The 25,878-nt window shown below is 41.4% G+C and carries 16 protein-coding genes; 14 read left to right on the forward strand and 2 right to left on the reverse strand.

Features of this window, described 5'->3' with window-relative positions; all coding sequences use genetic code 11:
• The first annotated feature begins 46 nt into the window (after positions 1-46).
• The 6 genes from J4N25_RS18415 (at position 47) to J4N25_RS18440 (ending at position 10,401) form a co-directional block, all read left to right on the forward strand.
• Positions 47-1,045, forward strand: coding sequence for a glycoside hydrolase family 43 protein (locus tag J4N25_RS18415; RefSeq protein WP_242695940.1), 999 nt, complete (start codon positions 47-49; stop codon positions 1,043-1,045).
• A gap of 111 nt (positions 1,046-1,156) precedes the next feature.
• Positions 1,157-3,481, forward strand: a complete 2,325-nt coding sequence (locus J4N25_RS18420; RefSeq protein WP_207423270.1) for a GH92 family glycosyl hydrolase — start codon at positions 1,157-1,159, stop codon at positions 3,479-3,481.
• Positions 3,482-3,556: 75 nt separating this feature from the next.
• A complete protein-coding gene (locus J4N25_RS18425; RefSeq protein ID WP_207423271.1) occupies positions 3,557-4,273 on the forward strand; it encodes a basic secretory protein-like protein in 717 nt (238 codons plus the stop codon).
• An 11-nt stretch (positions 4,274-4,284) separates the two neighbouring features.
• On the forward strand, positions 4,285-6,564 hold the full coding sequence (locus J4N25_RS18430) for a GH92 family glycosyl hydrolase (RefSeq protein ID WP_207423272.1): 2,280 nt from the start codon (positions 4,285-4,287) through the stop codon (positions 6,562-6,564).
• Positions 6,565-6,857: 293 nt separating this feature from the next.
• Positions 6,858-8,024 carry an alpha/beta hydrolase family protein gene (locus tag J4N25_RS18435; RefSeq protein WP_207423273.1) on the forward strand — a complete coding sequence of 389 codons (1,167 nt, stop codon included), beginning with the start codon at positions 6,858-6,860 and terminating at the stop codon, positions 8,022-8,024.
• 256 nt (positions 8,025-8,280) lie between these two features.
• Positions 8,281-10,401, forward strand: coding sequence for a glycoside hydrolase domain-containing protein (locus tag J4N25_RS18440; protein ID WP_207423274.1), 2,121 nt, complete (start codon positions 8,281-8,283; stop codon positions 10,399-10,401).
• Positions 10,402-10,516: 115 nt separating this feature from the next.
• Here J4N25_RS18440 and J4N25_RS27185 read toward each other — a convergent pair whose 3' ends face one another.
• Together J4N25_RS27185 and J4N25_RS18450 are read right to left on the reverse strand one after the other, a co-directional pair.
• Positions 10,517-10,624: an Atu4866 domain-containing protein gene (locus J4N25_RS27185; RefSeq protein WP_207423510.1), complete on the reverse strand. Its 108-nt coding sequence runs from the start codon at positions 10,622-10,624 to the stop codon at positions 10,517-10,519.
• Positions 10,625-10,763: 139 nt separating this feature from the next.
• Complete coding sequence (locus J4N25_RS18450; RefSeq protein WP_207423275.1) at positions 10,764-12,236, reverse strand: sensor histidine kinase; 1,473 nt, start codon at positions 12,234-12,236, stop codon at positions 10,764-10,766.
• A 257-nt stretch (positions 12,237-12,493) separates the two neighbouring features.
• Here J4N25_RS18450 and J4N25_RS18455 point away from each other — a divergent pair, with 257 nt between their 5' ends.
• The 8 genes from J4N25_RS18455 to J4N25_RS18490 all read left to right on the forward strand — a co-directional run bounded on the left by J4N25_RS18455 (position 12,494) and on the right by J4N25_RS18490 (position 25,740).
• The gene (locus J4N25_RS18455) at positions 12,494-13,090 is read left to right on the forward strand and encodes an RNA polymerase sigma-70 factor (RefSeq protein ID WP_207423276.1); all 597 of its coding nucleotides are present in this window, start codon (positions 12,494-12,496) and stop codon (positions 13,088-13,090) included.
• Positions 13,091-13,273: 183 nt separating this feature from the next.
• Positions 13,274-14,422, forward strand: coding sequence for a FecR family protein (locus tag J4N25_RS18460; protein WP_207423277.1), 1,149 nt, complete (start codon positions 13,274-13,276; stop codon positions 14,420-14,422).
• Positions 14,423-14,628: 206 nt separating this feature from the next.
• Positions 14,629-18,108 carry a SusC/RagA family TonB-linked outer membrane protein gene (locus J4N25_RS18465; RefSeq protein WP_242695941.1) on the forward strand — a complete coding sequence of 1,160 codons (3,480 nt, stop codon included), beginning with the start codon at positions 14,629-14,631 and terminating at the stop codon, positions 18,106-18,108.
• 27 nt (positions 18,109-18,135) lie between these two features.
• Positions 18,136-19,629, forward strand: coding sequence for a RagB/SusD family nutrient uptake outer membrane protein (locus J4N25_RS18470; protein WP_207423278.1), 1,494 nt, complete (start codon positions 18,136-18,138; stop codon positions 19,627-19,629).
• A 26-nt stretch (positions 19,630-19,655) separates the two neighbouring features.
• Positions 19,656-20,477 carry a DUF4843 domain-containing protein gene (locus J4N25_RS18475; protein ID WP_207423279.1) on the forward strand — a complete coding sequence of 274 codons (822 nt, stop codon included), beginning with the start codon at positions 19,656-19,658 and terminating at the stop codon, positions 20,475-20,477.
• Positions 20,478-20,490: 13 nt separating this feature from the next.
• Positions 20,491-21,915, forward strand: a complete 1,425-nt coding sequence (locus J4N25_RS18480; protein ID WP_207423280.1) for a PKD-like family lipoprotein — start codon at positions 20,491-20,493, stop codon at positions 21,913-21,915.
• 21 nt (positions 21,916-21,936) lie between these two features.
• On the forward strand, positions 21,937-23,079 hold the full coding sequence (locus tag J4N25_RS18485) for a redoxin domain-containing protein (protein WP_207423281.1): 1,143 nt from the start codon (positions 21,937-21,939) through the stop codon (positions 23,077-23,079).
• 138 nt (positions 23,080-23,217) lie between these two features.
• Positions 23,218-25,740: a zinc-dependent metalloprotease gene (locus tag J4N25_RS18490; protein WP_207423282.1), complete on the forward strand. Its 2,523-nt coding sequence runs from the start codon at positions 23,218-23,220 to the stop codon at positions 25,738-25,740.
• Positions 25,741-25,878 lie beyond the last annotated feature (138 nt).

Genomic DNA, 25,878 nt, shown 5'->3' on the forward strand with positions numbered 1-25,878 from the left:
TTATAAATGGCTTTAGCACCAGTTTTTATATGAAAAATCGAAATTCATGAAATTACGTTCACTATCGCAAATGCTGATTGTTCTTGCAATTCTCTCTTCCTTTGCAAGCAAATGTTTTTCTCAAAAACTTCCGTTGTTGGATAAAAGCAAGGGAAACCCTGTATTTCCAGGATGGTATGCTGATCCTGAAGGAGTGGTCTTTGATAAAAAGTACTGGATTTATCCCACTTATTCAGCTCCCTATGAGGATCAGGTTTTTATGGATGCTTTTTCATCCAAAGACCTTATTACCTGGAAAAAACATCGAAGGATTATTGATACGGCCTCAGTTAAATGGGCCCGAAGAGCAATGTGGGCGCCATGTATTATAAAAAAGGATAAAAAGTACTACCTGTTCTTTTCTGCAAATGATATACAGAATGAGCAGGAAACAGGGGGAATCGGGGTAGCTGTTGCTGATAAGCCGGAAGGCCCTTTCCAAGACTATCTAGGCAAGCCTCTCCTGGATAAGATTAATAATCGTGCACAACCTATTGATCAGTTTGTGTTTCAAGATAAGGATGGGCAGTATTATATGATCTATGGCGGATGGGGGCGTTGTAATATGGTGAAACTAAAAAGCGATTTTACAGGATTCACCGCATGGGAGGATGGAAACATTTTCCGCGAGATTACTCCTAAAGGATATGTTGAGGGGCCCTTTATGTTTATAAGGAATTCCAAATACTACTTTATGTGGTCGGAAGGTGGCTGGGGAGGTCCGGATTACCGTATAGCTTATGCTATTGCAGATTCCCCTTTTGGCCCCTTTGAACGCATAGGTACTGTATTGCAACAGGACCCGAAGGTAGCTACAGGTGCGGGGCACCATTCAGTTATGCAGGTTCCAGGGAAAGACGAATGGTTCATTGTTTATCACAGGCGGCCTTTGGGTGAAACCGATGCTAATCATCGTGTTACTTGCATCGATAAAATGAGTTTCGATGAGAAGGGCTTCATCCTGCCCGTAACAATTACTCATCAGGGTGTGGGGAAAAGGAAATAGTTAACCCTCGTTTAGTTTTCATTAACAATTCATTGAGCCTCTATTAACAGGAAGGATAGAGGAAAGATCTTATTTTTATACTTTCTGTTAATTAATCATCTTCTCTTAGCTATGAGTCTTAACAAGCTCCCTCAAGTGAAAATACAGATTTTCGCTTTTAGTATTCTCGTATCATTTCTTGGTTTCACTTCTGTCTCTGCTCAGAAGAAAATTTATGATCCGGTTGATTATGTTAATCCCCTAATGGGAACAGATTCGAAAGGTGATCTTTCCAATGGGAACACCTACCCGGCTATTGGCCTCCCTTGGGGAATGAATATGTGGACAGCCCAGACCGGCAAAAATGGCGATGGCTGGCAATATACTTACAGTGCTGACAAGATCAGGGGAATTAAACAGACGCATCAGCCTTCTCCCTGGATGAATGACTATGGACAATTTTCACTCATGCCGGTAAGCGATAAAGCAGTTTTCGATCAGGAGGAACGTGCAAGCTGGTTTTCGCATAAAGCGGAGACAGTAAAACCTTATTATTATAGTGTATATCTCGCTGATCACGACGTTACTGCCGAAGTTACCCCTACAGAGCGTGCAGCAATGTTCAGGTTCAGTTTTTCAAAAAGTGATAGTTCCTTCGTGGTGCTGGATGCTTTTGATGCTGGATCAGAAGTAAAGATCATTCCGGAAAAAAGGATGATCATAGGCTACTCGACCAAATACAGCAGGGGCAATTTGAAAAATTTTAGAAATTACTTCAGCATTGTGTTCAGCAAGCCCTTCAGCAATTATTCTGTATGGGAAGGTAAGCAACGATTCCTGAATAAGACAGACCGCAAAGGGAACCACGTAGGCGCAATAGTTGGGTTCTCGGTAAAAGGGAAATCCGACCCCGTGCTTGCCAAAGTATCATCGTCTTTTATTAGCGCGGAACAGGCCGAGCTTAATCTGAAGGAACTAGGAAACGATTCTTTTGATCAGCTTGCAGCGAAAGGCCGTAAAGCCTGGAATGAGAAACTTGGACGCCTGCAGGTAGAAGGAGGTAGCGAGGAGCAGCGTAAAACATTCTACTCCTGTCTGTACCGTACCTTGTTCTTTCCAAACAGATTATACGAAGTAAACGGGGAAGGGAAGATCGTTCATTACAGTCCCTACAATGGTAAAGTATTACCGGGATATATGTTCGGTGGAACGGGCTTTTGGGATACCTTTCGCGCCTTATACCCTTTTCTTAATCTGATGTACCCTTCTATTAACAAGGAAATGCAGGAAGGCCTTATCAATGATTATAAGGAAGGTGGATTTCTACCAGAATGGAGTAGTCCTGGTTTTGCTGATATTATGGTTGGTAATAACTCCGCTTCCGTAGTCGCCGATGCATATATAAAAGGATTAAGAGGATACGATATTGAGAAGCTTTATGAGGCTTTGATCCATGGTGCCAATAATGAAGGACCAATGACTGCAGTAGGCAGGAAGGGTGTCGGCTATTATAACAAGCTAGGGTATGTGCCTTATGATGTTGATATTAATGAAAACGCTGCGCGTACACTCGAATATGCTTACGATGATTTTGCAATCTATCAGCTGGCAAAAGCATTAAAGCGTCCGAAAGAGGAGATTGAGCTTTATGCAAAGCGTAGCCAGAATTATAAGAACCTTTTTGACCCGGAAACAAATCTTATGAGAGGGAAAAATAAAGACGGTTCCTTCCAGCGTCCGTTCAATCCTTTGAAATGGGGTGATGCCTTTACAGAGGGAAATAGCTGGCATTACAGCTGGAGCGTATTCCATGATATCAACGGCTTGATGCAGCTGATGGGAGGAAAGGAGAAGTTTACCCAGATGCTGGATTCAGTTTTCACCATGCCGCCACTTTTTGATGATAGTTATTATGGTGGAGTTATTCACGAGATCAGAGAAATGCAGATCGCTAATATGGGCCAGTACGCACACGGTAATCAGCCGATCCAACACATGATCTATTTGTATAATTACTCAGGCACCCCATGGAAAGCGCAGTACTGGGTAAGAGAGGTGCTGAACAGGTTGTATAAACCTACACCTGATGGATATTGCGGTGACGAGGACAATGGACAAACCTCTGCCTGGTATGTTTTTTCCGCCCTTGGCTTCTACCCCGTTTGTCCTGCAACTGATCAGTACGTTTTCGGAGCCCCCTTATTTGATAAGGTTAGTTTGAAGCTTGAAAATGGAAAAGTATTTGAAATTACTGCTCCCGGCAACGGAGATTCGAACAGGTATGTTAAAAAGGTCAACCTAAACGGAAAAGTCTACGACAAGAACTGGATCAGCCACGCAGCAATTCTCAACGGAGGAAAACTGAATGTGGAGATGCAATCTGAACCGAATAAATCCCGGGGTACCGGTCAATCTTCTGTTCCTTATTCCTACTCTCTTGAAGCTTCGGTGAAGTAATGAGCAGAAAATCAGGCTTATAAATACTAAACCGCATAACGGTAGAAAACTATTTGTAATTAAATACTTTAAGAAATGCTTAGAATAAATTTCAAACACACACTTTTCTCTATTTTTCTTTCATTCAACGGTTTTTCCGCTTTGGCCCAGGATAATTGGGAGTATATTGACCGGAGTAAAATAGTAGCAAGCGACACCACAACAAGAGGTAAGTATACGTTGGTCTTCGTTAATATGCAGCCAAACTTTAGCGAAACCGTGACTAATCGGCTTTCAGAAGTTTTTTTCGAGGTATACCCGAAAGAAGCAAAACTCTATAATAAAAACACAACGGACTCTGTTTTTTTCGTGATTGATCCTGGATACGATGGCGTAGCGGCGGCGGCAGGTAGAACTATTCGATTTAACCCTGCCTGGTTTGATCGGAATCCGGGGGATGTTGACGTGGTAACACATGAGGTAATGCACCTGGTTCAGAGTTACCCGGGTGGAGCTGGTCCGGGGTGGGTAACGGAAGGAATTGCAGACTATGTTCGTTTAACCATGGGGGTAGACAATAAAGGCGCAGGATGGAGCGTGCCGGATTATAAAGAATCGCAATCCTATACAAATGCTTATCGTATTACAGCTCGCTTCTTCTACTGGATGGAAAAGAATGTAAAAAAAGGTCTGGTTAAAAAGCTTGATAATGCCATGAGGACCAAAACGTATAGCGATTCCTTCTGGAAAGATCATACAGGTAAAACGATCGACGAGTTATGGAGTGATTATGGCAAAAATCCGGTTATTTAATGCTGGACGGAATGAAAATACTTGTCAAAGCTCTTTTTCTCTTAGCGCTCGCTCCCCTGGCTTCTTCTGCGCAGAAGAAGCTGGTGCAGTATGTTAAACCCATAATAGGAACTGCTAAGATGGGGCATACCTTTCCGGGAGCTACAGTGCCTTTCGGAGCCGTTCAATTAAGTCCTGATACTGATACTATACCCTATGCAGTTGGCGGTAAGTATAATCCGGATGTATATAAATATTGCTCCGGTTATCAGTACTCCGACAAAACTATTGTTGGTTTTAGTCATACCCATTTTAGTGGTACTGGCCACTCTGACCTTGGAGATTTACTGATCATGCCAACCGTTGGCTCCATCCAAATGAACCCAGGTACAGCAGATCATCCCGAGAATGGCTATCGCTCGCGTTTTAATCACGAGAACGAACAAGCTGAAGCTAACTATTATAAAGTGAAGCTGGATGAAAAAGATATTCTGGCAGAGCTTACTACTAGCACCCGGGTCGGATTTCACCGCTATACCTTTCCGAAAACGGATGATGCTCATATCATTTTTGATCTAACGGCAGGCATCTATAACTATGATGAAAAAAATGTGTGGACAGTAGTCAGGGTTGTGAATGATACTCTGATAACAGGCTTTAGGCAAACATCTGGCTGGGCAAGGACGCGTACGGTTTACTTTGCTATGGCATTTTCCAAGCCTTTTAAAAGTTATGGCAGCAAGAATGGCGAACAGAATCAGGTTTATAGGGGCTTCTGGCGTAAGTTCAATCAAACCGAGAATTTTCCAGATCTGGCCGGGCGCAAACTTCGGATGCACTTCGATTTTTCAACCGCCAGTTCAGAGCAGTTGCAAGTGAAATTTGCAATAAGTCCGGTTAGTATGCGTAACGCTTTGCAGAATATGCAGCAGGAAGTGCCACATTGGAACTTTGATCGTGTTCGTCAGGAAGGGCAGAACCTTTGGGAAAATGAGCTTAACAAGATCATTGTTGATGTTCCAACCCAGGAGGATAAAATTAATTTTTATACAGCAATGTATCATGCTGCACTTATGCCAACTGTTTATATGGACGTGAACGGCGAGTATAAGGGTTTGGATCAGGAAGTGTACCAGGTTAAAGGGTTCACGAACTATACTTCATTCTCCCTATGGGATACCTTCAGGGCCTTTCATCCCTATTTAAATCTTATCAACCAGTCCCGCAATGCAGATATGGTAGCCTCAATGATGGCGCACTATCAGCAAAGCGTGTTGCCTATGTTGCCGATCTGGTCTCATTACGCAAATGATAACTGGTGTATGAGCGGTTACCATAGTGTTTCTGTCATTGCTGATGCAATACTAAAAGGAGTATACAAGGGTGATGCAATAGCTGCACTTGACGCTTGTGTAAAAACGGCAAATAGCCGGAATTATGAAGGCATCGGTTATTATATAGATAAAGGTTATTTACCATCAGAGTATTCAGGTACTTCGGTATCTAATACTTTAGAATATGCGTATGACGACTGGTGTATAGCTCAACTAGCTAAGAAGCTGGGACGGACAGAAATATACAATACATTTATTAAAAGGGCTGGAAGCTGGAAGAATGTGTATGACCCGGGAATAGGATTTATGAGACCGAAGATGGCTGATGGCACTTTCAAAAAAGACTTTGATGTATTGAAAACAGATGGGCAGGGATTTATAGAAGGAAATGCCTGGAACTTCAGCTTGTACGTACCACATGATCCGGAGGGAATGATGGCGGTAATGGGAGGGAAGGCTCGACTAGAACGCTATCTGGATTCCTTATTCAGCATGCACCTACCCGATGAGTTTTTTGCTCATACAGAAGACATTACCCGCGAAGGTATTATTGGAAATTACGTTCACGGAAATGAGCCGGCCCACCACGTTGCTTACCTCTACAACATTGTCGGACAGCCTCGTAAAACGCAGGAAAAGATTCGTATGATCCTGAAGAATCAATATCATAACGGTCCGGACGGACTTGGAGGTAATGATGATTGCGGGCAGATGAGCGCCTGGTATATTTTTAGTTCACTCGGCTTTTATCCGCTTGCACCAGCTTCCGACGAGTACTGGTTAGGAAGCCCTGCGGTGAAGTCTGCTTTGATACAATTAGGCAATGGAAAAACACTTAGAGTACAGGCCATTAATCAGTCAGACAAGAATGTGCATGTTAAAAAGGTAATGTTTAACGGCAAGTTAGTAGAGGGTATGCGCCTAAAACATTCCGATGTGGCACGCGGCGGAGACCTGGTATATTATATGGAAAGATGAAGGATTGATTCTTTATCCAGGAGGTGACCTCGTTGCAATAGCTGAATTGCAGGGTCTCGTGACTAGTAAAGGTCTTTGAAACTGGATTATTTAATTTGGAAGCGAATATATATATAGCGATCTATAATAGGGGTTAGTATATATTCAAACGTATGCCGACCCTGAGTTAACTGCATTTTTCTGGTAATTTAATACTGATTACTCTTATTGATTTGAAAAATTAAAGGAAACGTTTAATATTACTCGAGCTGCGGATCTTGTCCAAGGCGAATAGGGTATTTGATATTATTTTAATGAAAAGGTATTGTAAGGTAATTGGGCTATTATTTATGCTTTTAGCTGTAGGTGTGGCCGGGGCAAATGCGCAGAATAGAATGAGTAAGCATGCTGCGGAGAAAGCAGCGGCAGAGGCACTTCGCACTCAGTTGGAGTTGCAAAAAGTGGAGGCATTAAAGAGTTGGAAGGAGAAAGTTGTAACAACTGGGCCTTACAAAATGAAATTTGATTATAAGACTTTTGGACAGGCACCAAAAGATGGGCGCAGCTTATACATCTCAATGCATGGAGGCGGAGGGGTTCCGACCGCCTTTAATGACCAACAATGGAAGAATCAGATAAACCTGTACAAACCAGCTGAAGGGATTTATCTTGCGCCAAGATCTCCCACTGATAGTTGGAATCAGTGGCATCAGGCACATGTTGATTCCCTTTTCCAACAGATCATCAGGTACAGTATAATAGCAGAGAATGTAAATCCTGATAAAATTTATCTGCTGGGTTATTCTGCAGGAGGAGATGGAACCTATCAGGTAGCAATGAGGATGGCGGATTATTTTGCTGCTGCTGCTGCAATGGCTGGCCATCCGGGGGATGCGCGGCCCGAGAACTTCTATAATCTTCCTTTTGCTGTTTTTGCTGGTGGTAAAGATGCTGATTATAATAGGAACGGTCTGGCGGCTGTGTGGAAACAAAAGCTTGATAGCCTTCAGGCAGCAAGCCCCAAGGGATATGTTCATCAGGTAACGATTTACCAGGAAATGCCTCATTGGATGCAAAGGAAAGACACTGTAGCAATTCCATGGCTTGCCGGTTATAGAAGGAAGTCTTTGCCAGAAAAATTGGTTTGGATCCAGGATGATGTGCCTGTAAAGCAGTTTTATTGGCTATCTGTACCGGAGGGAAAAGCAAAGCCTGGGGCAAGGACTGTTGTTTCAATTAGCAATAATGTGATTAATATAGAAGAAAATCAGAATCCTGAACTCATTATTCTCCTAAACGATAAATTGGTAAATTTAGATAAGAGTATCACGATAAAGTACAAGGGAAATGAAATTGCTGAGGAAAAAATTCAAAGATCCAAAGCCTTGATCGAACGTACTGCCCAACGACTGGATCCATCTCTGATCTTTAGTGCAGCTATAAGAATTGAGAATAATGAATTTAGGGGATCGGCGAAATAAGTCGAAATGTCCGTTGGCAATATAAGAGAAAAGAGGGCTGTGTTTATCTAATATACTGTCAAGGTAGTTTTGCAATAGAAGATGAATGCAATTGAGACAAACGAACTATAAGTTGAGAATTCTAACCTGTTTGGAAAGGGGATTTTCGATTATTAATTGTGCCAAACTTATGAGTTGAAAATTCATCTTTTATCGCAAGGTGTGAATGCATTCGATGGATAAGTAAAAAACAATAAATGAATTATCAGTAAAATAAATGCATCTTCAATTATCGACGGTTCAGTTTGTGCAATTTTTTAAAAAGTGTTGCTACTTCTACGTTATCTTATTATTACCATTTTCTGGAGCTGCTCAAAGCACAAGTTCTGACTATCCCGTCAGTAAGGTGAATGTCTTTTTGGGAACTTCTGGAGATCACGGGCAACTATCGCCTGCTGCTTCATATCCTTTCAGTATGTTTAGCATCGGTCCTGTTACTTATCCTAATACACACACAGGCTATGAATATCTGGCGAAGGAGTTCCTGGGCTTTACCCATAATCGATTTGAGGGGGTAGGCTGTCAGGGAAGCGGGGGAAACATTCTCGTCAAACCCTTCACTGGTGAGTTTTTTCAGGAGCAGAAGTTGATCAAGCGCACGGAGGAAGGCAGTCCTGGCCACTATAGCGTTAGCTTTACAAATGGCATCAAAGCTTCTTTTAGCGTTTCTAAAAAGGCCGGTATCCACCTATATCAATTTCCTAAGGGTAACAAAGGAATTTTTATTGATTTGAGCAGTGTCTTAGCGAACCGGTTCTATAGCGAGGAGCACAAGGTGGAAAGAAGTTCCCTTAGTGGTTTTGTTGAGGCAGGAACTACCTGTAACGCCGGGAAGTACAAGCTCTACTATTATCTGGAATTCAATAAACCGGTAACTTGGAAGAAGCAGGATAAGCACAAATATCTGGTGATGTTGGATGAAACTACAAGGGATCTGGAGATGCGGATCGCCTTTTCATCTGTAAGTGCGGATTACGCAAAAAAAGACATAAACTACAGCAGTCTTTCCGCAATAAGGAATGAAAGCAGCAGTGAATGGAACCGGGAGTTAACCCGGATTTCAGTCAGCGGCGATAAGGAACGGGCAAAGCTTTTTTATTCACTACTTTATCGTGCACTTCAATCACCATATAAGATTTCTGAGATGGACGGATCCTATCGGGGGAACGACGGCTCCCTGCAGAATACAAAGAGTGATTTTTATAACGGTTGGGCCATTTGGGATAATTATAAAACGCAGTTACCCCTATTGTCATTCGCCTATGCAGAAAGGTATAAGGATATCGCACAATCTGTCGCTTGGTTATATCGCTATGGGAAGAAAGATTACGCCACTGAAAATGAACCCTCTAATACCGTCCGCACGGAACATGCGGTAGTGGTATTATTGGATGCTTTGAGAAAGGGATATGCGTTGCCTCTGCAAGAAATACTTCCATCTTTGCGGGCTGAAATGGATCAACTGACTTTCCAAAGCCCAGATAAAGCTCTTGAATCTTCCTACGACCTATGGGCTTTCGCCGGGTTATTGAAAGACCTGAAACAAAGCGAGCTGAGTAAACGATACTACTCAAAGGCGCTTGAATACAGGAACTACTGGAAAAAGGATTTTCAGGATCTAAACAAAGAAGATATTGATGCCATGTCAGCCCGTAAAATGTATCAGGGTACCGTTTGGCAGTACCGGTGGCTGGTGCCTTACGATGTAAAAGGCCTGAAAGAACTGGCAGGAGGTGAGAATGATTTCATACAGCAATTGGATAGGTTTTTTGACAGGGATTATTATAATCATGCTAACGAGCCGGATGTGCAGGCTCCCTATCTATACCAGGCTACGCAGAAACCATGGAAATCTCAGGCACTGATTAGAAAGATAGCTATTGATACTATGGTACAAAACTACTTTAATGATAACAGCAAGGGCATTGGGTCTTACATTGGAAGGATCTATAAAAATGAAGCCCAGGCCTATCTGAGGACAATGGACGACGATGCGGGTGCAATGTCCTCATGGTTTGTACTGGCCGCGATGGGTATTTCACCAGCATGTGTCGGCGAGCCTGTTTATTACCTTCATTTGCCCCTTTTCAAGTCATTAGAAATTGCACTTCCCGGGGGCAAAAGTTTAAAGATCAGCATAAGGAACTATTCAAAGGACCATTCCTACATTAGCGCAGCCTATTTAAATGGTATTAGCTTTGATCGAAACTGGCTTAATCACCAGGAATTGATGAAAGGCGGTAAGCTGGAGTTTGTCTCTTCCGAAAAACCAAACAAAGCCTGGGGTATCTCCCAACAGTGGATTTCTTCTATTGATGATGCGGCACTTCCTCATTAATAACAGGATGTGAATATACAGGCCTTGCCTAATACCTCATTCTTTGCCGATAGAATTTCAAGGTGCCTAAGCCTGAATTAAGAGGGAATAAACACCTTGAAATAGTATGCATAGTTCAACGTTTAGTGAATTTATATCCAGCATGATAAAGGGTGTTATCTTTAAATTCCCCATAAGCCCAAAAGCCCAAGTCATCCAGGTAATCAATCCTTGAACCGTTTATTTAGTACCGGCCTTGGAAGGCGCTTATTCGTTCACCCTTGCTTCATCATAGCGAAGAAACCGCAGATATTATTTTATTTGGAGGTGATCCGTATGAGGAACCAATTGTTGCTGTTTTTTTTAGTTCTATTTCTATTTCATTAAGATAGGCCCCGACGTAGTGGGATATACTCTTCACTTGCAATTATTATATCTTTCATAGGAATAAAGATTAAAAATTCACTTCCTTGCCCATCCTCACTACTGATCTTTAAGGTCCACCTATGAGCCTCTATATTTTTTTGCACATAAAATAGTCCAAGGCCAAGACCGAAAGCCCCAAGTTGATTTTTACCTCTATAAAACTTTTCAAAAATTCGCATGCGTATTTCAGTAGGAATGCCTATTCCATTGTCTTTAATAGCTAAACATAGCCCTCTCTCTGTTTCTAAAGTTTTAATACAAATAGTCTTTATTGGCGATTGGTTATATTTTGTTGCATTGTCAAAAAGGTTGAATAGCATCGTTGTAAATAGAAACTTGTTCAGGATAACTTTCTTATCAGGAATACTGGCGGAGAAAGTTACCACTGCATTTCCCTGACTTTTGATTCTGTAATCTTCAATCAGCTCAATTAATAAAGTGTTTAACCAATAGCCTTCTTTTTCAATATCTCCTTTAGGCATCGAGGTTATATCAAGTGCAAGGTTAATAAGGGCATGCAGGCGCTTTGTCTGACGGTCTATCACTTCTGTTAGACTTCTTACATTGTTGGAATCAGCTGTTATCTCAGGGTTGCCCAAACTTTTATTAGCTACCATAATGGTGCTTAAGGGGGTATTAAACTCGTGGGTAATGCTATTTAGAAAGTCTGATTTCATCTCAGCCAGTTTTTTCTGCTTTTGCCAATTCCGATAAGTAAAGTAGAAAATACCGATAATTAACAAGATGGATGAAAGGGATAATAGAAAGGTTGGCATCATTTCCTTCATAACCCCTAATGTTCTGTTTTTCCTATCAGCAAAAAGACTGAAACTAATTTGGTAAGTATTAGGATCGGGAGTGCTTACGGTGTAGTAACATATCCGGTTTGATTGATTCGGTGTTTTTAAACCTCCCCCTATTATTACGCCATATATTGAATTAAACGGAGTATCATGAGACTGGGTTGCCTCTGATGTTATTAAAAGATTATGATATGTTTTTCCATCGAAAGTGACAGCCAGTCCTTCAACCGTAAGAAGATAATCAAGGTTTTGGCTTAAGTTTTCCTCTTTAATCATCAAGTTGAAAACGCTGTCCATGTTGCACCGCAGACGCAGTTCCCTAAAAATACTATCACTAATTAGTTTGCCTTTCCTGATAAATTCTTGTGGTTTACGTTGTCGTTGCAATTGACGAAGGGTGGGGAGGTTGCGATTAATGAAGGTATCGATAACAAGCTGGCCTCCTGGGTAAATTTTATCATTTCTAATTTTACGTGCGTAAGCTTCACTTAGTAAATTTCCTTCCTGAAAATTGTATTCCCTATTTTTTAACTCGTATGTGTTAAATATCAAATGATATTGCAGATCAAGAAGTATAGTAAGACATAAGAGAGCAATAGCAGTATAGGGCTTTATAGGCAATTTCATTAAATATGCTTTTAGTGAAAATTACATTTAAAATGCGGTAAGTTTAAATATTGAAGCGCCATTTGTTTTGTATTAACAATTGCTATACCTTATTTATTTGATTTCAATTGAAAACGACGATATATACAATACTTATTATGATAGATTTATTTCGAAATTGCAGGAAAATTAAAGAATTGTTGTAAATTGTGTAATGACTAGTTTTTTTATCACAAATAATGAAATAGTCTACTAAATTAGTATTTTAGTTCCTGATCTTGAGTTTTAGAGAAATGTTTGCTGCTGGTACCCCTTTTTCTTCTGAAAAAATGCATCTCAATCTGTTAAAAGAGGGCGACCAGAAAGCCTTTGAACAGGTATTTAATGGGTACTGGTCAAAACTCTACGTATATGCCTACAACATCCTGCGAGATAAAGGAGTTTGCGAGGACATCGTACAGGAGGTGCTGGTGAGCTTATGGGTGAAACGGGAGTCGCTAGAGATTGAGTCGCTAAGCTCTTTTTTATTCACTGCTGTGAGATACCAGGTTTTGAAGGTGATCAGAAGCGGAAAGGTAAGGGAGGGATTCTTTCAGGAGATCGAAAAAATGTCTATGTCTACTCCTGCTGAGCAATTAGAACAAAAAGACCTTTTGAACCTTATAGAAGCGCGCATAGACGAACTACCAGGAAAATGCCGGGAAATTTTCTTGCTCAGCCGAAAGGAGCAACTCTCGAACCGTGAAATAGCCGAGCGTCTTGGTGTCTCAATTAAAACAGTTGAAAATCAAATTACAATAGCTATCCGCCGTTTAAGGTCTGATTTAGGTGACGTTTTGTTTCTTTCTACTATTGTTTTTATCTTAGGTAGGTAATTTTGCCTCACATATTCCATTATTTTCATTTTTTTTCTAACATATTTTGTATTTTCTATAAAAATAGGATCTATTGTCTTTGATTTTTTTATTAAATATCACTTGCCTTATTTTTTTGTTAAATAATTATGAATTCTTTTGGGGGTAGTAGGGGTACTTAGGGTACATACACTAAATATATCCATGAAAAGGGTTGAATTTGAAAAATTAGTTGATAAGTGCTTGGCCGGAAACGCAAGTACAAATGAACAGGAACTAGTTGATAGGTACCTGGATAATTTTCAGAAAGGCCGGCAGGAATGGAATTATCTCAACATGGGGGATCAGGATGAAGTAGGGAAAGAGATTTTTCTTAGGGTAAAAGAACAGTTGGCTGCTCAGCAGAATCAAAAAGTAATTCGCTTTAGGAGGCTTTCAGTTGCTGCTGCCGTTCTAGCGGTCCTGTTTATAGGCATTTATCATTATTCGGCCAGGACGGGGCAGGAGTTGAGTCAGAATGAAAGGATTAAGAATGATATTCCTCCTGCTACAGATAAAGCAACACTTACCCTGGCAGATGGTTCGGTTGTTAATCTTACCGACTTGAAGGAAGGGGAAGTTAAAGTGGAAAACGGTATCCGGATAAGTAAAAGGAACGGGCAGTTGGAATATGAGGTAACAAGCAATCAATCTGCAAAAGCTGCTTATAATACTATCACGACACCAAAAGGTGGAAAGTTTGTCATTTTGCTCCCTGACGGGACGAAGGTATGGTTGAACGCCGCTTCATCCCTGCACTATCCTACAGCATTTAAAGGAAAGGAGCGCAGAGTTGAGCTTGACGGAGAGGGCTATTTCGAAGTCGCCAAAAATAAGGCTAAACCTTTTCACGTGGAAGCGGATGGCACAGATGTAGAGGTTTTAGGTACTCATTTTAATATCAGTTCTTATTCTCAGGATCAGAATTTTAAAACGACTCTTCTAGAGGGAGCAGTCAAGGTCTCCCGCGCGAATAATTCAATTGTTCTTAAACCATCTCAGCAGGCCCGACTAAGCGGAGCAGATGGTTCACTGCTAAGAGAGCCTAATGTGGATATAGAAGAGGTGATGGCCTGGAAAGATGGCCTCTTCAGATTTAAAAACGCCGAGCTTAAAGACATTATGCAAGAAATCCAACGCTGGTATGACGTGGATGTAAAATATGAGGGTAACCTACCCGAAGCACAATTTACAGGATTTATCTCCAGGAAGGTGAGTATAAGCTCGGTATTAAAGATGCTTGAGCCGGGAGTAGGAGTACAATTCAGTCTTGAAGGAAGGAATCTGGTAGTTAAAAGTGCAGGATCAAAATAATATATAGAAACTCTTAAAAAACTCTCGATGAACAGTAGTTAGAATCTTCACAGAGGTTTAAATGAATAACTGCTCCGGACTTGGACCTCCGAAGCAGTCAGAGGAGCTACGGTAACTCCGTAATTGTCTCGTGTTCAGGTTAAACCCTAAATCCAAAAGTTGCGACACTTATTTCTTTTTTGCATTAACCCAAACAGTACAAAAGTATGAAAGAAGCTTTACATTCCCAATGGTATGTAGCTATTGACCATCATTTGCTCCGCAAAGGCGGGGCCCGTCCCCGCCCTGTGCTAGCTCAAGTTCTCAGAATTATGAAGCTTACCGGGATTTTTATTCTATTAGCATGTATGCAGCTAAGTGCTGCCGTTTACTCACAAAGCGTAACCCTTGATGTTAAGAACAGCAAACTTGATCAGGTATTTACAGAAATCCGCCGACAGACAGGATTCAATTTTCTTTATAATAATAGGCTGTTAAAAAAAGCCAGACCAGTTACGCTTAAAATGCAGAGGTCTGAGTTGAAAAAAGTGCTTGAAGAAGTATTTGAAAGTCAGCCCTTGAGCTATGATATTATAGAAAATACAATAATTGTTGAGGAAAAGGGAGAGTCTTTTTCCGATATAATTACTGGCCTTGTTTCTGAAACCATCAAAAAACTCATTGCAGATCAACCGGTGAAAGGTGTGGTCTCCGATGAAAAAGGTGAGCCACTGCCTGGGGTGAATGTTCAATTGAAGATACCCGGGGCGACGCCAAAGGTGGTAGTTACAGACATCAATGGTAAATATCAGTTTACCCAAGTGCCCGAAAATGCGACACTTGTTTTCACAATGATCGGTTTTAAAACTCAGGAGATTAAGTTTCAGGGAAAGGCAGTTTTAGATGTTAAACTACAACCGAATATGACAGAACTGAAGAATGTTGTAGTTACCGGTTATCAGGAGATCAATAAAGAAAGCTTTACGGGAACAGCAGTGACTATCAAAGGTGCAGATCTTAAAAAAATTAATCCTCAGAACTTATTACAAAGTATCCAGGCCTTTGATCCTTCTTTCAAACTTATGGACAATAATCTGCTTGGTTCAAATCCCAACGCCCTTCCTAATATCAATGTGCGGGGTTCATCTGCACTACCAACAGGGAATGGAGGTGTTTTGAGAAGGGACAATTTTAACGGAAATGTAAACCTTCCTGCTTTTATGCTTGATGGGTATGAAGTGAGTTTGCAAAAAGTTTTCGACCTTGATATCAATAGAATTGAATCGATTACCCTACTCAAGGATGCAGCTGCAACAGCCATTTATGGATCTAGGGCAGCCAACGGAGTATTAGTGATAACCACTAGGGCTCCCAAAGATGGAAAGCTTCAGGTTTCTTATAATTATGAGTTAAATGTTAATGCCCCGGATCTAAGCGACTATAATGTTCTTAATGCTGCAGAGAAGCTGCAATATGAATTGATGGCGGGAGTTTACTCATCTGCAAAGCAAAATATTCCTCAAGATGACTTAGATGAACTGTACTATCAGAAAATGGCGAATGTTGTGGGGGGCGTAAATACCTATTGGATGTCGCAACCATTAAGAACGGCGGCAGGGCAAAAACATTCGGTTTACCTGGAAGGAGGATCTCCGGTATTTCGTTATGGGGTAGATCTGCGCTATCAAAATCGTCCTGGGGTAATGAAAGGTTCTGCACGGGATCAATACAGTGGGGGGATGAACTTTAGCTATAATAAGAATAATAAGTTCCAGTTTCGTAACGACTTAGCAATAACCCAGGTTAAAGCAAGTGAGTCTCCTTATGGTAATTTTTCTACCTATGTACGCATGAACCCCTATTATCCATTGGCCGATGGTAATGGGAACATGATCCGCGAGATTGATAGGTTCACAGATTTTAACGGACCAGGAGGAACCAGACAAACGGAGAACGTACTTAATCCTTTGTATGATGCTACATTAAGTAGTTTCAATAAAGCTAACTATACGGAAATTATTGACAATTTGTCAGCGGAAGCAGAGCTAAGTAAAGGATTAAGATTAAGAGCTCAAATGAGCTTGACAAGCCGAATGTCAGGGGCAGATAGATTCACATCACCACAGGCGAATGAGTTCTTTTATTATGAGGCATCGAGACTAGATGAAAAAGGCAAATATTGGAACAGGGAGAACAGGGAGACTATTTGGGATGGCAATATGCGGTTGACCTGGCTAAAGCAGATAGTAAACCATTCCTTTAATTTTTTGGCCGGTGTTAACGTTCGCTCGGAGCTTTCTGATTTGAAAGATTTTGAAGCAATTGGCTTCGCCAATGACCGCTTTACCAGTATTGGTTTTGCAGCTGGATATGCAGAGGACGGTAAGCCTTTTAGTAGCCTCCAAAAATCGCGGTTATTTGGTTCATTTCTCAGTACGAATTATTCCTTTAAAAATAAGTACCTTATGGACGCGACGGTGCGTGCAGACGGGTCAAGTAAGTTTGGAGTAGATAATAAGCTAGCACCTTTCTGGTCTTTAGGTCTTGGTTGGAACGTTCACAGAGAGGGCTTTTTTAAGAGTACAATGATCAGTCAACTTCGCCTCAGAGCAACTACTGGCGTTACCGGGTCAGTATCCTTCGATCCGTACTTGTCAAAAACTACCTATGAGTACTATAGAACCAACTGGTATTCCACGGGAATTGGGGCAACGGTTAGCAATTACGGTAATGAGAACCTTGGTTGGCAAAAAACACATAGTACAGATTTTGGAATAGACTTGGGCTTATTTAAAGACCGTATTTTTATATCTCCCCGTATTTACAGAAAATTGACAAAGGATATTCTTGCTGATATTACCCTGCCTCCTTCAACAGGTTTCCAATCGTACAAAGAGAATCTCGGGGATATGGAAAACAAAGGTTTGGAATTAACTTTCAGATGGGAAGCTATCAGGTCCAAGGATTTTTCACTAAGCCTTACAGCCAATATGGCTAGTAACAGAAATAAGATTGTCAGAATTTCCAACTCGCTAAAGAAGTATAATGACAGGGTTAACGACGCGCAAGGTAATGATGATGATTTTAAAGGTGTGCCACTTCTAAGATTTAATGAGGGTCAATCTATAGATGCAATATATGCGGTGCCATCATTGGGTATTGATCCTGAAAATGGAAGGGAAGTTTTCGTAAAACAAAATGGCAGCTTAACCTATACTTGGGATGCGCGTGATATCACAGTAGTGGGTAATGCTACACCAAAGGCTTATGGCTTTTTCGGGGGTACTTTTTCTTACAAGCGCTGGATGCTAACAGCGAATTTTGAAACCAGGTTTGGAGGAGAACTCTATAACCAAACACTAGTAGACAGGGTTGAAAATGCAGATCCACGATTTAACGTTGACAGTAGAGTGTTCGAAGATAAGTGGAAGCAATCTGGTGACATGACCTTTTATAGGAATATTGCAGATCTCCGGACGACAAATGTAAGTTCAAGATTTGTTCAGGCAGATAATCTGATAAATCTTCAATCATTATACCTATCCTATGATGTTCCCAAAAAGTTGGCTTCTAAGATTTCCATGTCAAATTTACGCTTCAGTTTAAATGCGAATGACGTAGCCCGTTGGTCGTCTATTAAGCAGGAAAGAGGAATCGATTACCCATTTGCAAATAGTGTAACCTTCTCTTTACAGGCAGGATTCTAATCATCAAATATAAAGAACGGAAAAGATATGAATTTAAAAATCTTTCTACCCATAATACTAGCGGGGATATTTTTCTCTTCCTGCAACAAGTGGCTTGACGTACAACCCGAGTCGGAAATTTCGGCCCCGATCTTGTTTTCTAATGAGAGTGGTTTTCAGGAAGCACTCAACGGCCTTTATAGTAGGTGTACACAGCCTGATTTATACGGAAAAGAACTGACCGTTGGGACACCGGAAGTTCTGGCTCAGAATTACACACTAGTTTCCGCTGATGCTTTTAATTACAGGCAAGCAGGATTGTATAATTACAAACATCAAAAATTTATCGAACGTAAGGATAGTATTTGGATCGGACTTTATAATGCTATAACAAATTGTAATCTTATTCTTTCCAATATTGATGAGAAACAGAGCATTTTTGCAGGTCAAAATTATCAATTGATCAAAGGGGAGGCCCTTGCTTTAAGGGCCTACCTTCACTTCGATCTGCTGCGCTTATTCGCACCATCGTTTTCCCGGAATCCAAATGCGACAGGGATTCCTTACGTCAACACCTATTCGAAAGACGTAACTCCCATGTCAAGCGTGCGGGAATCTTTAGATAAAATTATAGCTGATTTGGAGGCAGCAAAGACCTTAATGGCGGCAGATCCAATCAGAAGTGCCGCATATATAATTAATTATCCCACCGTGACGGATACCACAAAGAATACAGAAGAAAACTCTCCTGTTCTTTTCCTGCAAAACAGGAGGCATCGGATGAATTACTTTGGCGTTTGTGGAACATTGGCTCGTGTTTATCTCTATAAGAATGATAAAGCAAACGCCTTGAATAATGCCCTTGCTGTTATACAGGCGAACAAATTTCCATGGACAAATCCAACTGATTTTCTTGCCTTCGATGAATCAAAAAAAGACCGGATCCTATATAAAGAATTAATCTTTTCCTGGTACATACCTCATATGAAGAAAGAGTTCCAGGATAACTGGTTTAGAACTGGTTCTTCAGGGATGTATATCGAATCCGATCCAGCAAAGACCCTTTATGAAACAGGAGGAGTTGGAGGAAACGACCTTCGGTATAAGCAGTGGTTAAGCCCCAGAAGCGAGCAGGGTAGAAATCCAATGGAGATAGTTAAATATCGCAGAAATCCATTAAGCAGTGATGAATCTGCAAACCTTCATTATCTGGTAGCTCCTGCAATCAGGCTGAGTGAGATGTACTATATAGCAGCAGAGAGTACTTATGCTACGGACCCGACACGGGCTTTGGGATACGTGAACCAGGTTAGATCTGTTCGCGGTATAGGAGAATCACTTCAGGTTTCCTCCGAAAACCAGTTTATTACTGAGCTCCTTAAAGAGTGCAGGAAGGAATGGTTTGCAGAAGGTCAAGTCTTTTACATGTATAAGCGTCTTAACAGGGGTATCGTTGGGCAAACCGGAGTAGTTATCCCGCCTTCTGATAATGTTTTCGTTCTGCCTCTTCCTGATGACGAAATACTTTTTGGAGGCAGATAAAGAGTTTTTTCCTAAATAAAAATACAATGAAAGTATATATATATATTATCATGGCTGTATTGTTTCTGGCATCCTGTGAGAAAGCCGAAGAACTGAAGTACAGTCACTCAGCGAACATCTTTTTTCAATTTGACGACGACAATACAAAAGACCGCGATAGTTTGGTGTACACCTTTGCTTATCGCCCCACGCTTCCGCAAGATACCGTTTGGCTGCTGGTCCGCTTAACTGGTATCCGTACTTCCTTTGATCGCTATTTTTCTGCCCGGATTGAAAAAGACTCGTCTACAGCACAGGAAGGGTTGCATTTCGAACCTTTGAGGGAAAGATACCGCATGCCTGCGGATACAGGATGGACTTATATTCCATTTGTTGTATATAACAAAGACAAACAGCTTGAAAACAGATCGGTATCTGCAATAATTAAACTGAATCCTTCAGATGATTTCGGGATTGAGAATCCAGCAATCGTTCGGGCGAAGGTTGTGTTTTCCTCAAAGCTTGAGAAGCCGAATTGGTGGGATATGTGGTTGGGAGGCTATTATTCCAGAACAAAGCATGAGCTGTTTATTCTTACAACAGGCAGAACCTCCCTTACTACTGTAGGCCTTGACGCACCAATGAACCTTTATTTTACGGGCATACTAACAACCATGCTTAATAATCCATTTAATTGGGTTCAGAAAAACCAGGCAAAAGGGTATGTTCTGACACCGGTTAGTGAAGGTTCGACTGATAGCTATTATTTCTACAATACAGCTAATCCCGCAAGGAAGATGCTTTTGCGGAAAAATAGTCAGAGCAACAAGTACTTTTTTATTGATGAAAACGGACAGGAAGTAAACTAAAAAATACTGAACAATGAACATTAGAAGAATATTACTACTGCTGGCTGTATTCGTCACTTCGCTTACGGCCTGTTATGAAGACCTGGGTGACTACGATATAAATATGCCGGAGAATCCCGGACTTACCAATCTTGATACGGTATATCAGGCAAGCGTAGGTGATAGCCTGATTATTAGTCCTAAGCTTAGTGTGTCGAATGCTGCTGACTATGAATTCGAGTGGCGTATAACAGTTATTGAAACCGGGCAGTCATTTTATTATAAAGGATCCTCTCTCCGAACGATTTTTGGATTACAGGCTAAACGTTATCCAGGCCGTCTAACTGTTATCAATAAAAGTAACGGGATGAGGTATTTTTATGATTTCAGTATTGAAGGTAAAACTCAGTTCGGTAGGGGAACGTCGGTGCTTAGCGTGGAAAACGGAAAAACACAGTTCTCTTTTATAAAACCTGACGGGTCTGTTCAGGCCCGCCTTTATGAGGCAATGCATCAAAAGGAATTGCCCGCTAATCCCAGGTATCTGTATCTGTTGAAGAATCAATTTACTGGTAATACTCCTCTCGGTTACTGGATTATAACGAGCAATGGCGGTGTTCGCCTTGAACATAATACAATGCTGGAGGATCCGAAAAACCCATCATCGCTTGCTAATAACTTTTTTGATGCACCCGAAACTATTAATGTAGGGTCTTTAAAAGCTCAGAACCATGGGGTTTTAACAGGAGTGATTAACGGTAAGCTATATGGAGGAACAACATCAACCTGGGATCAGTCCGCTACTTATGGAATGTTCGGCTTCCCGGCTGAAGGCGACTATGAATTGGCCAGCTCTTTCATATTAAGTTCGGCTCAAAATGGTACTTATTTCATTGGTTTCGATAAAAACAGGAAACAGTTCTTGAGATTCAATTTGTATGGAGCACCAATGTATTTCGGAACCCAGTACGCCATTTCCAGCACAACCATTTTTGATCCCTTAAACGTTGAAATGGAACTTATTCATATGGAGCAATTGAATAATGCTGACTGCTTTGCCTACTTCAAGGGTACGGATGCAAAGGTTTATGAACTTAAGTTTAATGTAGAATTCAACGGTCCTTTCCAATTTACGCCTCAGCATAAGCGGGTTTTTGTTAATCAGAGCATTATCGATGCCAACACTTTATGGCAGGGTGCTAAAATTGGAGTGATCTATCTCGCTTCCGGAAACAAGGTCTATCGCTACAACCCGTTAAATGAGGAACTAAGGGATTTAGCGCCAGACCTTGGTGGAAAGAAGGTGACGATGATCAAACTTTCAGAAGATGAGCAAACGCTGATAGTTGGTGTTGAAGGTGAACTTCACTACCTCGACATCAGTACTGGCAAGAATGGAGCATTTATTAAAAAAACCAGCGGAATACCGGGCGCTCCTGTTGATATGGCTGTCCGTTAGTTCAATGAATAACAGAAAAACATGAAAAATAAACTTTTTATAACATTATTATCAGCTATTCCTGCGATAGGTATGGCTCAAACAGGCCCTTTTACCCTTAGTGGGAAAGTGGGAAATTTAAATGCGCCGGCTAAAATCTTTATCGATTATATGGCCGATGGCAAGAGCGTTTCTGATTCTGCCGTTTTGAAGAATGGTGCTTTTACCTTTCAGGGGAAAGTTACCGCTCCTTCTTACTCGAGACTAATTATAGCTCACAAAGGAGAACCCAAACAACAGGTAGCTTATGGGGGCGATGTGATGCTATTCTATATGGGAGCAGATAAAATGACATTGTCGTCTAAAGATTCATTAAAGAATGCCAGTGTAAGCGGATCTAAGATCAATAATGAATATCAGGCTTTCATCAAGAGGATAGGAGGAACCATGCAGGAGCTTACTGCAAATGCAAACGCTGAGTTTTCCAGGCTTAGTCCTGAACAGCAAAAGGATACTGCCTTCTTTAATGTAGTTGACAGGAACTTCCGCCAGGCTATCAAACAAAGGGAAACCAAAATGATCGAGTTTGCTAAAGAAAATCCAAATTCCTTTTTCAGTGTAGTTGCTCTTTCTGAGGCTGCGGGAGCAAAAATGGACCTGTCAGTTTTTGAACCAATTTTCTTGTCGCTAAATCCTTCTCTTAGAAACTCCGATGCGGGAAAGGAATTTGCGGTTAGGATAAATGCTGCAAAAATTACCGTTAATGGAGCTACTGCTCCTGATTTTACACAAAATGATGTGAACGATAAGCCCGTAAAGCTTTCTGACTTCAGAGGTAAATACGTGTTGATCGATTTCTGGGCTAGCTGGTGTGGACCGTGCCGGGCGGAAAATCCAAATTTGAAAGAAGCTTATAACAAATACAAGGATAGGAACTTCACCGTACTCGGTGTTTCACTTGACCAGCCTGGTAAAAAAGCTGCATGGCTGGCAGCAATCGAAAAAGACGGGCTAACCTGGACCAATGTCTCTGACCTTAACTACTGGAATAACCAGGCCGCCAAGTTATACGGCGTACGGGCTGTGCCTCAGAATTTCCTTGTTGACCCGAACGGAAAGATCGTTGCACAGAATCTAAGGGGCAAAGAACTATTCACTAAGCTTGAAAGCTTATTAGGAAACTAATAAGGCAGAGCTATTTCTTGAGAAGCTCTTATTTGCCGCAAGGTTGGTAAGAGCTTCTTCTCTTTCGCCTATCTTATCTCTTTCTTTTCTGCACCACACACACACACACACACACTTACACTCAAAAGATACTAATAAATGAAACTAAAGTCATTAGTTCTTCTTGCTCTTTTGTCGCAGCAAACTTTTGTATCGGGACAAGGAAAAGGGAGAATATTCCATTCGGCTAAGCCTAAAGCGGCGGCGCTTGCACCTCCGGTAAAATCCGAGCCTCCACTGCCTTACGGAATGAGGCCCTACAAGGAGGTTATCAACGATCAGGCAAAAACAGACAAGGGGCTGTTCAAAGTTCATAATGTTCAGGATCGCTACTTCATGGAAATTCCGGATTCTCTTTTGGGAAGGGATATCCTGGTTGTTAACCGGATCAGTAAGGGGGCTGCTGGTGTTAGAGCATCAATGATGGGCTACGCAGGAGACCAGATCGGTGATAACGTGATTCGTTTTGAGAAAGGGCCGCAGAACAAGCTTTTCCTGAAAAGTATTTCCTTTAATGAACGCTCTGCTGATACCACCGGAATGTATAAATCTGTTTTGAATTCTTCCGTTCAGCCTATTGTTGCTTCTTTTGATATCCGAACCTGGGCAGAAGATACTGTAAGCCGTCAGAAAAGTTACGTAATTGATATCCAGGATTACCTGAACGGCGACAATGATGTGTTTTTCTTCAATCCTTGGGTGAAGAACATGTTGTCTATTACGAGCCTCCTTAATGATCGATCCTATATTCAACAGATCAGATCGTTTCCCGCCAACATAGAGATAAGAACGGTAAAAACCTTTTTAAAAAATAATCAGAGCTTTCCGGGAATGCCTCCGCTTCCACCAAGTCCCGTAACCTTCGAATTAAATAGCTCAATGGTGCTCCTACCAAGGGTTCCGATGAAGGCAAGGTATTTTGATCCACGAATCGGTTACTTTTCTACCGGTTATGTTGATTTTGATGCGAACCCTCACGGCGTTAAGCAGGTTGCTATGATCACGCGCTTCAAACTTGAGCCTAAGCTTGAAGATGTGGAGAAATACAAGAGGGGGGAGTTGGTAGAGCCCGCAAAACCAATTGTTTTCTATATTGATCCGGCTACTCCGAGGAAATGGGTTCCCTACCTTGTGCAGGGTGTGAAAGACTGGCAAGTGGCTTTTGAAAAGGCAGGATTTAAAAATGCTATTATGGCAAAAGAGCCACCTAAAGACCCAAATTGGAGTATTGATGATGCAAGCCATAATGCTATCGTATACAAACCTTCGGATGTTCCGAATGCCAGCGGTCCGCATGTTCATGATCCTCGGTCTGGAGAAATTATTGAAACCCATATTAATTGGTATCACAGTATTATGACCTTGGTTAGGAATTGGTATATGGTACAAACAGCTGCTGTTGATCCCGGTGCCCGTAAGCTTAATTTCGACGACGAACTTGTGGGGCAGTTGATCCGCTCGGTAGCATCTCATGAAGTGGGCCATACATTGGGACTAAGACATAATTTCGGATCTTCATCTACTGTGCCAGTTGACAGCCTCCGCAATAATGCCTGGCTCGATGCTCATGGCCATACCCCATCCATCATGGATTATGCACGCTTTAATTATGTCGCCCAGCCTAGTGATAAAGTCAGCCGTAAAAATCTTTTTGCAAGAATAGGCGACTACGATATTTGGGCAATTGAGTGGGGATACCGTTGGATGCCGGAATACAAGTCGGCAGCAGAGGAGGTAGCACCCTTGAATAAGATGATCGTAGAACGTTTAAGTAAGAATAAACGGCTTTGGTTTGGGACTGAATACGATGCGGATGATCCGAGATGTCAGAATGAAGATTTAGGAAACAACAGTGTCCTGGCCTCTCAATATGGTATAAAAAATCTGAAAAGACTCATTCCTAATATTCTTAACTGGACCAGACAGCCAAATGAGGGCTATGAAAATAGCGCAATGATCTATAAGGAAACTATTAATCAATTTGGACAGTACGTTCGTCACATTAGCAGGAACGTAGGCGGCACATACAACACGCCTAAAACGGTAGAGGAGAAAGGTAAGGTATATGAACAGGTTCCCTACAGCAGACAGAAGGAGGCAATCGCCTTCCTGAATACCAACCTTTTTAATACCCCTGTATGGCTAATCAACAAAGATCTGATTAGTTTGGCAGGTGTTGATCCGATCAGTTCTATAAAAAACCTGCAAACTCAGGCCCTAGGTCAACTTCTATCTCTAAGAACACTATCAAAACTTACCTCAGCAGAAGCACTATATGGCAGGGAAGTTTACACTACAGCAGAACTCTTTAAAGATTTGAGAGCAGGTATATGGACGGAGTTGGGTAGGAACTCAGAGATAGATCTCTACAGGAGAAATCTACAGAAGAGCTATATTGAAAGTCTTTTCAAAATTATTGTTCCCGCAGGGCCGGCTGGGGGGCCAGATGCTTCTACTACTGATGTTTCCAGCATTGTAAGAGCGCATTTAGTTGATTTGCAAAAACAGATAAGTAGCGCATCTTATCTCAATAGAGGCAGTAGTAAATATCATTTACAAGACCTTTCGGCAAGGATAAGGAATGTTTTAAATGAATTGGGGTTCAACAAGACCCAGGCCTGATAATTCTGCCACTCTTTACTAAATATGCCAAAAGGGATACCTGTTAAAGGATCCCTTTTTTGTTATAGCAGTCCCTTGGTCTATATTTGCACATAATGTGTTGTAAGGAATGTCTGTTGAGGTATTCTTTTTCTAATT

It is taken from the genome of Desertivirga brevis (assembly GCF_017355835.1).

Coding starts and splice junctions, on each gene's coding strand:
- J4N25_RS18430 (WP_207423272.1), top strand. CDS start 4,285: ATGAAAATACTTGTCAAAGCTCTTTTTCTCTTAGCGCTCGCTCCCCTG.
- J4N25_RS18485 (WP_207423281.1), top strand. CDS start 21,937: ATGAAAAATAAACTTTTTATAACATTATTATCAGCTATTCCTGCGATA.
- J4N25_RS18450 (WP_207423275.1), bottom strand. CDS start 12,236: ATGAAATTGCCTATAAAGCCCTATACTGCTATTGCTCTCTTATGTCTT.
- J4N25_RS18440 (WP_207423274.1), top strand. CDS start 8,281: ATGCATCTTCAATTATCGACGGTTCAGTTTGTGCAATTTTTTAAAAAG.
- J4N25_RS18425 (WP_207423271.1), top strand. CDS start 3,557: ATGCTTAGAATAAATTTCAAACACACACTTTTCTCTATTTTTCTTTCA.
- J4N25_RS18415 (WP_242695940.1), top strand. CDS start 47: ATGAAATTACGTTCACTATCGCAAATGCTGATTGTTCTTGCAATTCTC.
- J4N25_RS18480 (WP_207423280.1), top strand. CDS start 20,491: ATGAACATTAGAAGAATATTACTACTGCTGGCTGTATTCGTCACTTCG.
- J4N25_RS18460 (WP_207423277.1), top strand. CDS start 13,274: ATGAAAAGGGTTGAATTTGAAAAATTAGTTGATAAGTGCTTGGCCGGA.
- J4N25_RS18470 (WP_207423278.1), top strand. CDS start 18,136: ATGAATTTAAAAATCTTTCTACCCATAATACTAGCGGGGATATTTTTC.
- J4N25_RS18475 (WP_207423279.1), top strand. CDS start 19,656: ATGAAAGTATATATATATATTATCATGGCTGTATTGTTTCTGGCATCC.
- J4N25_RS18435 (WP_207423273.1), top strand. CDS start 6,858: ATGAAAAGGTATTGTAAGGTAATTGGGCTATTATTTATGCTTTTAGCT.
- J4N25_RS18465 (WP_242695941.1), top strand. CDS start 14,629: ATGAAAGAAGCTTTACATTCCCAATGGTATGTAGCTATTGACCATCAT.
- J4N25_RS18490 (WP_207423282.1), top strand. CDS start 23,218: ATGAAACTAAAGTCATTAGTTCTTCTTGCTCTTTTGTCGCAGCAAACT.
- J4N25_RS18420 (WP_207423270.1), top strand. CDS start 1,157: ATGAGTCTTAACAAGCTCCCTCAAGTGAAAATACAGATTTTCGCTTTT.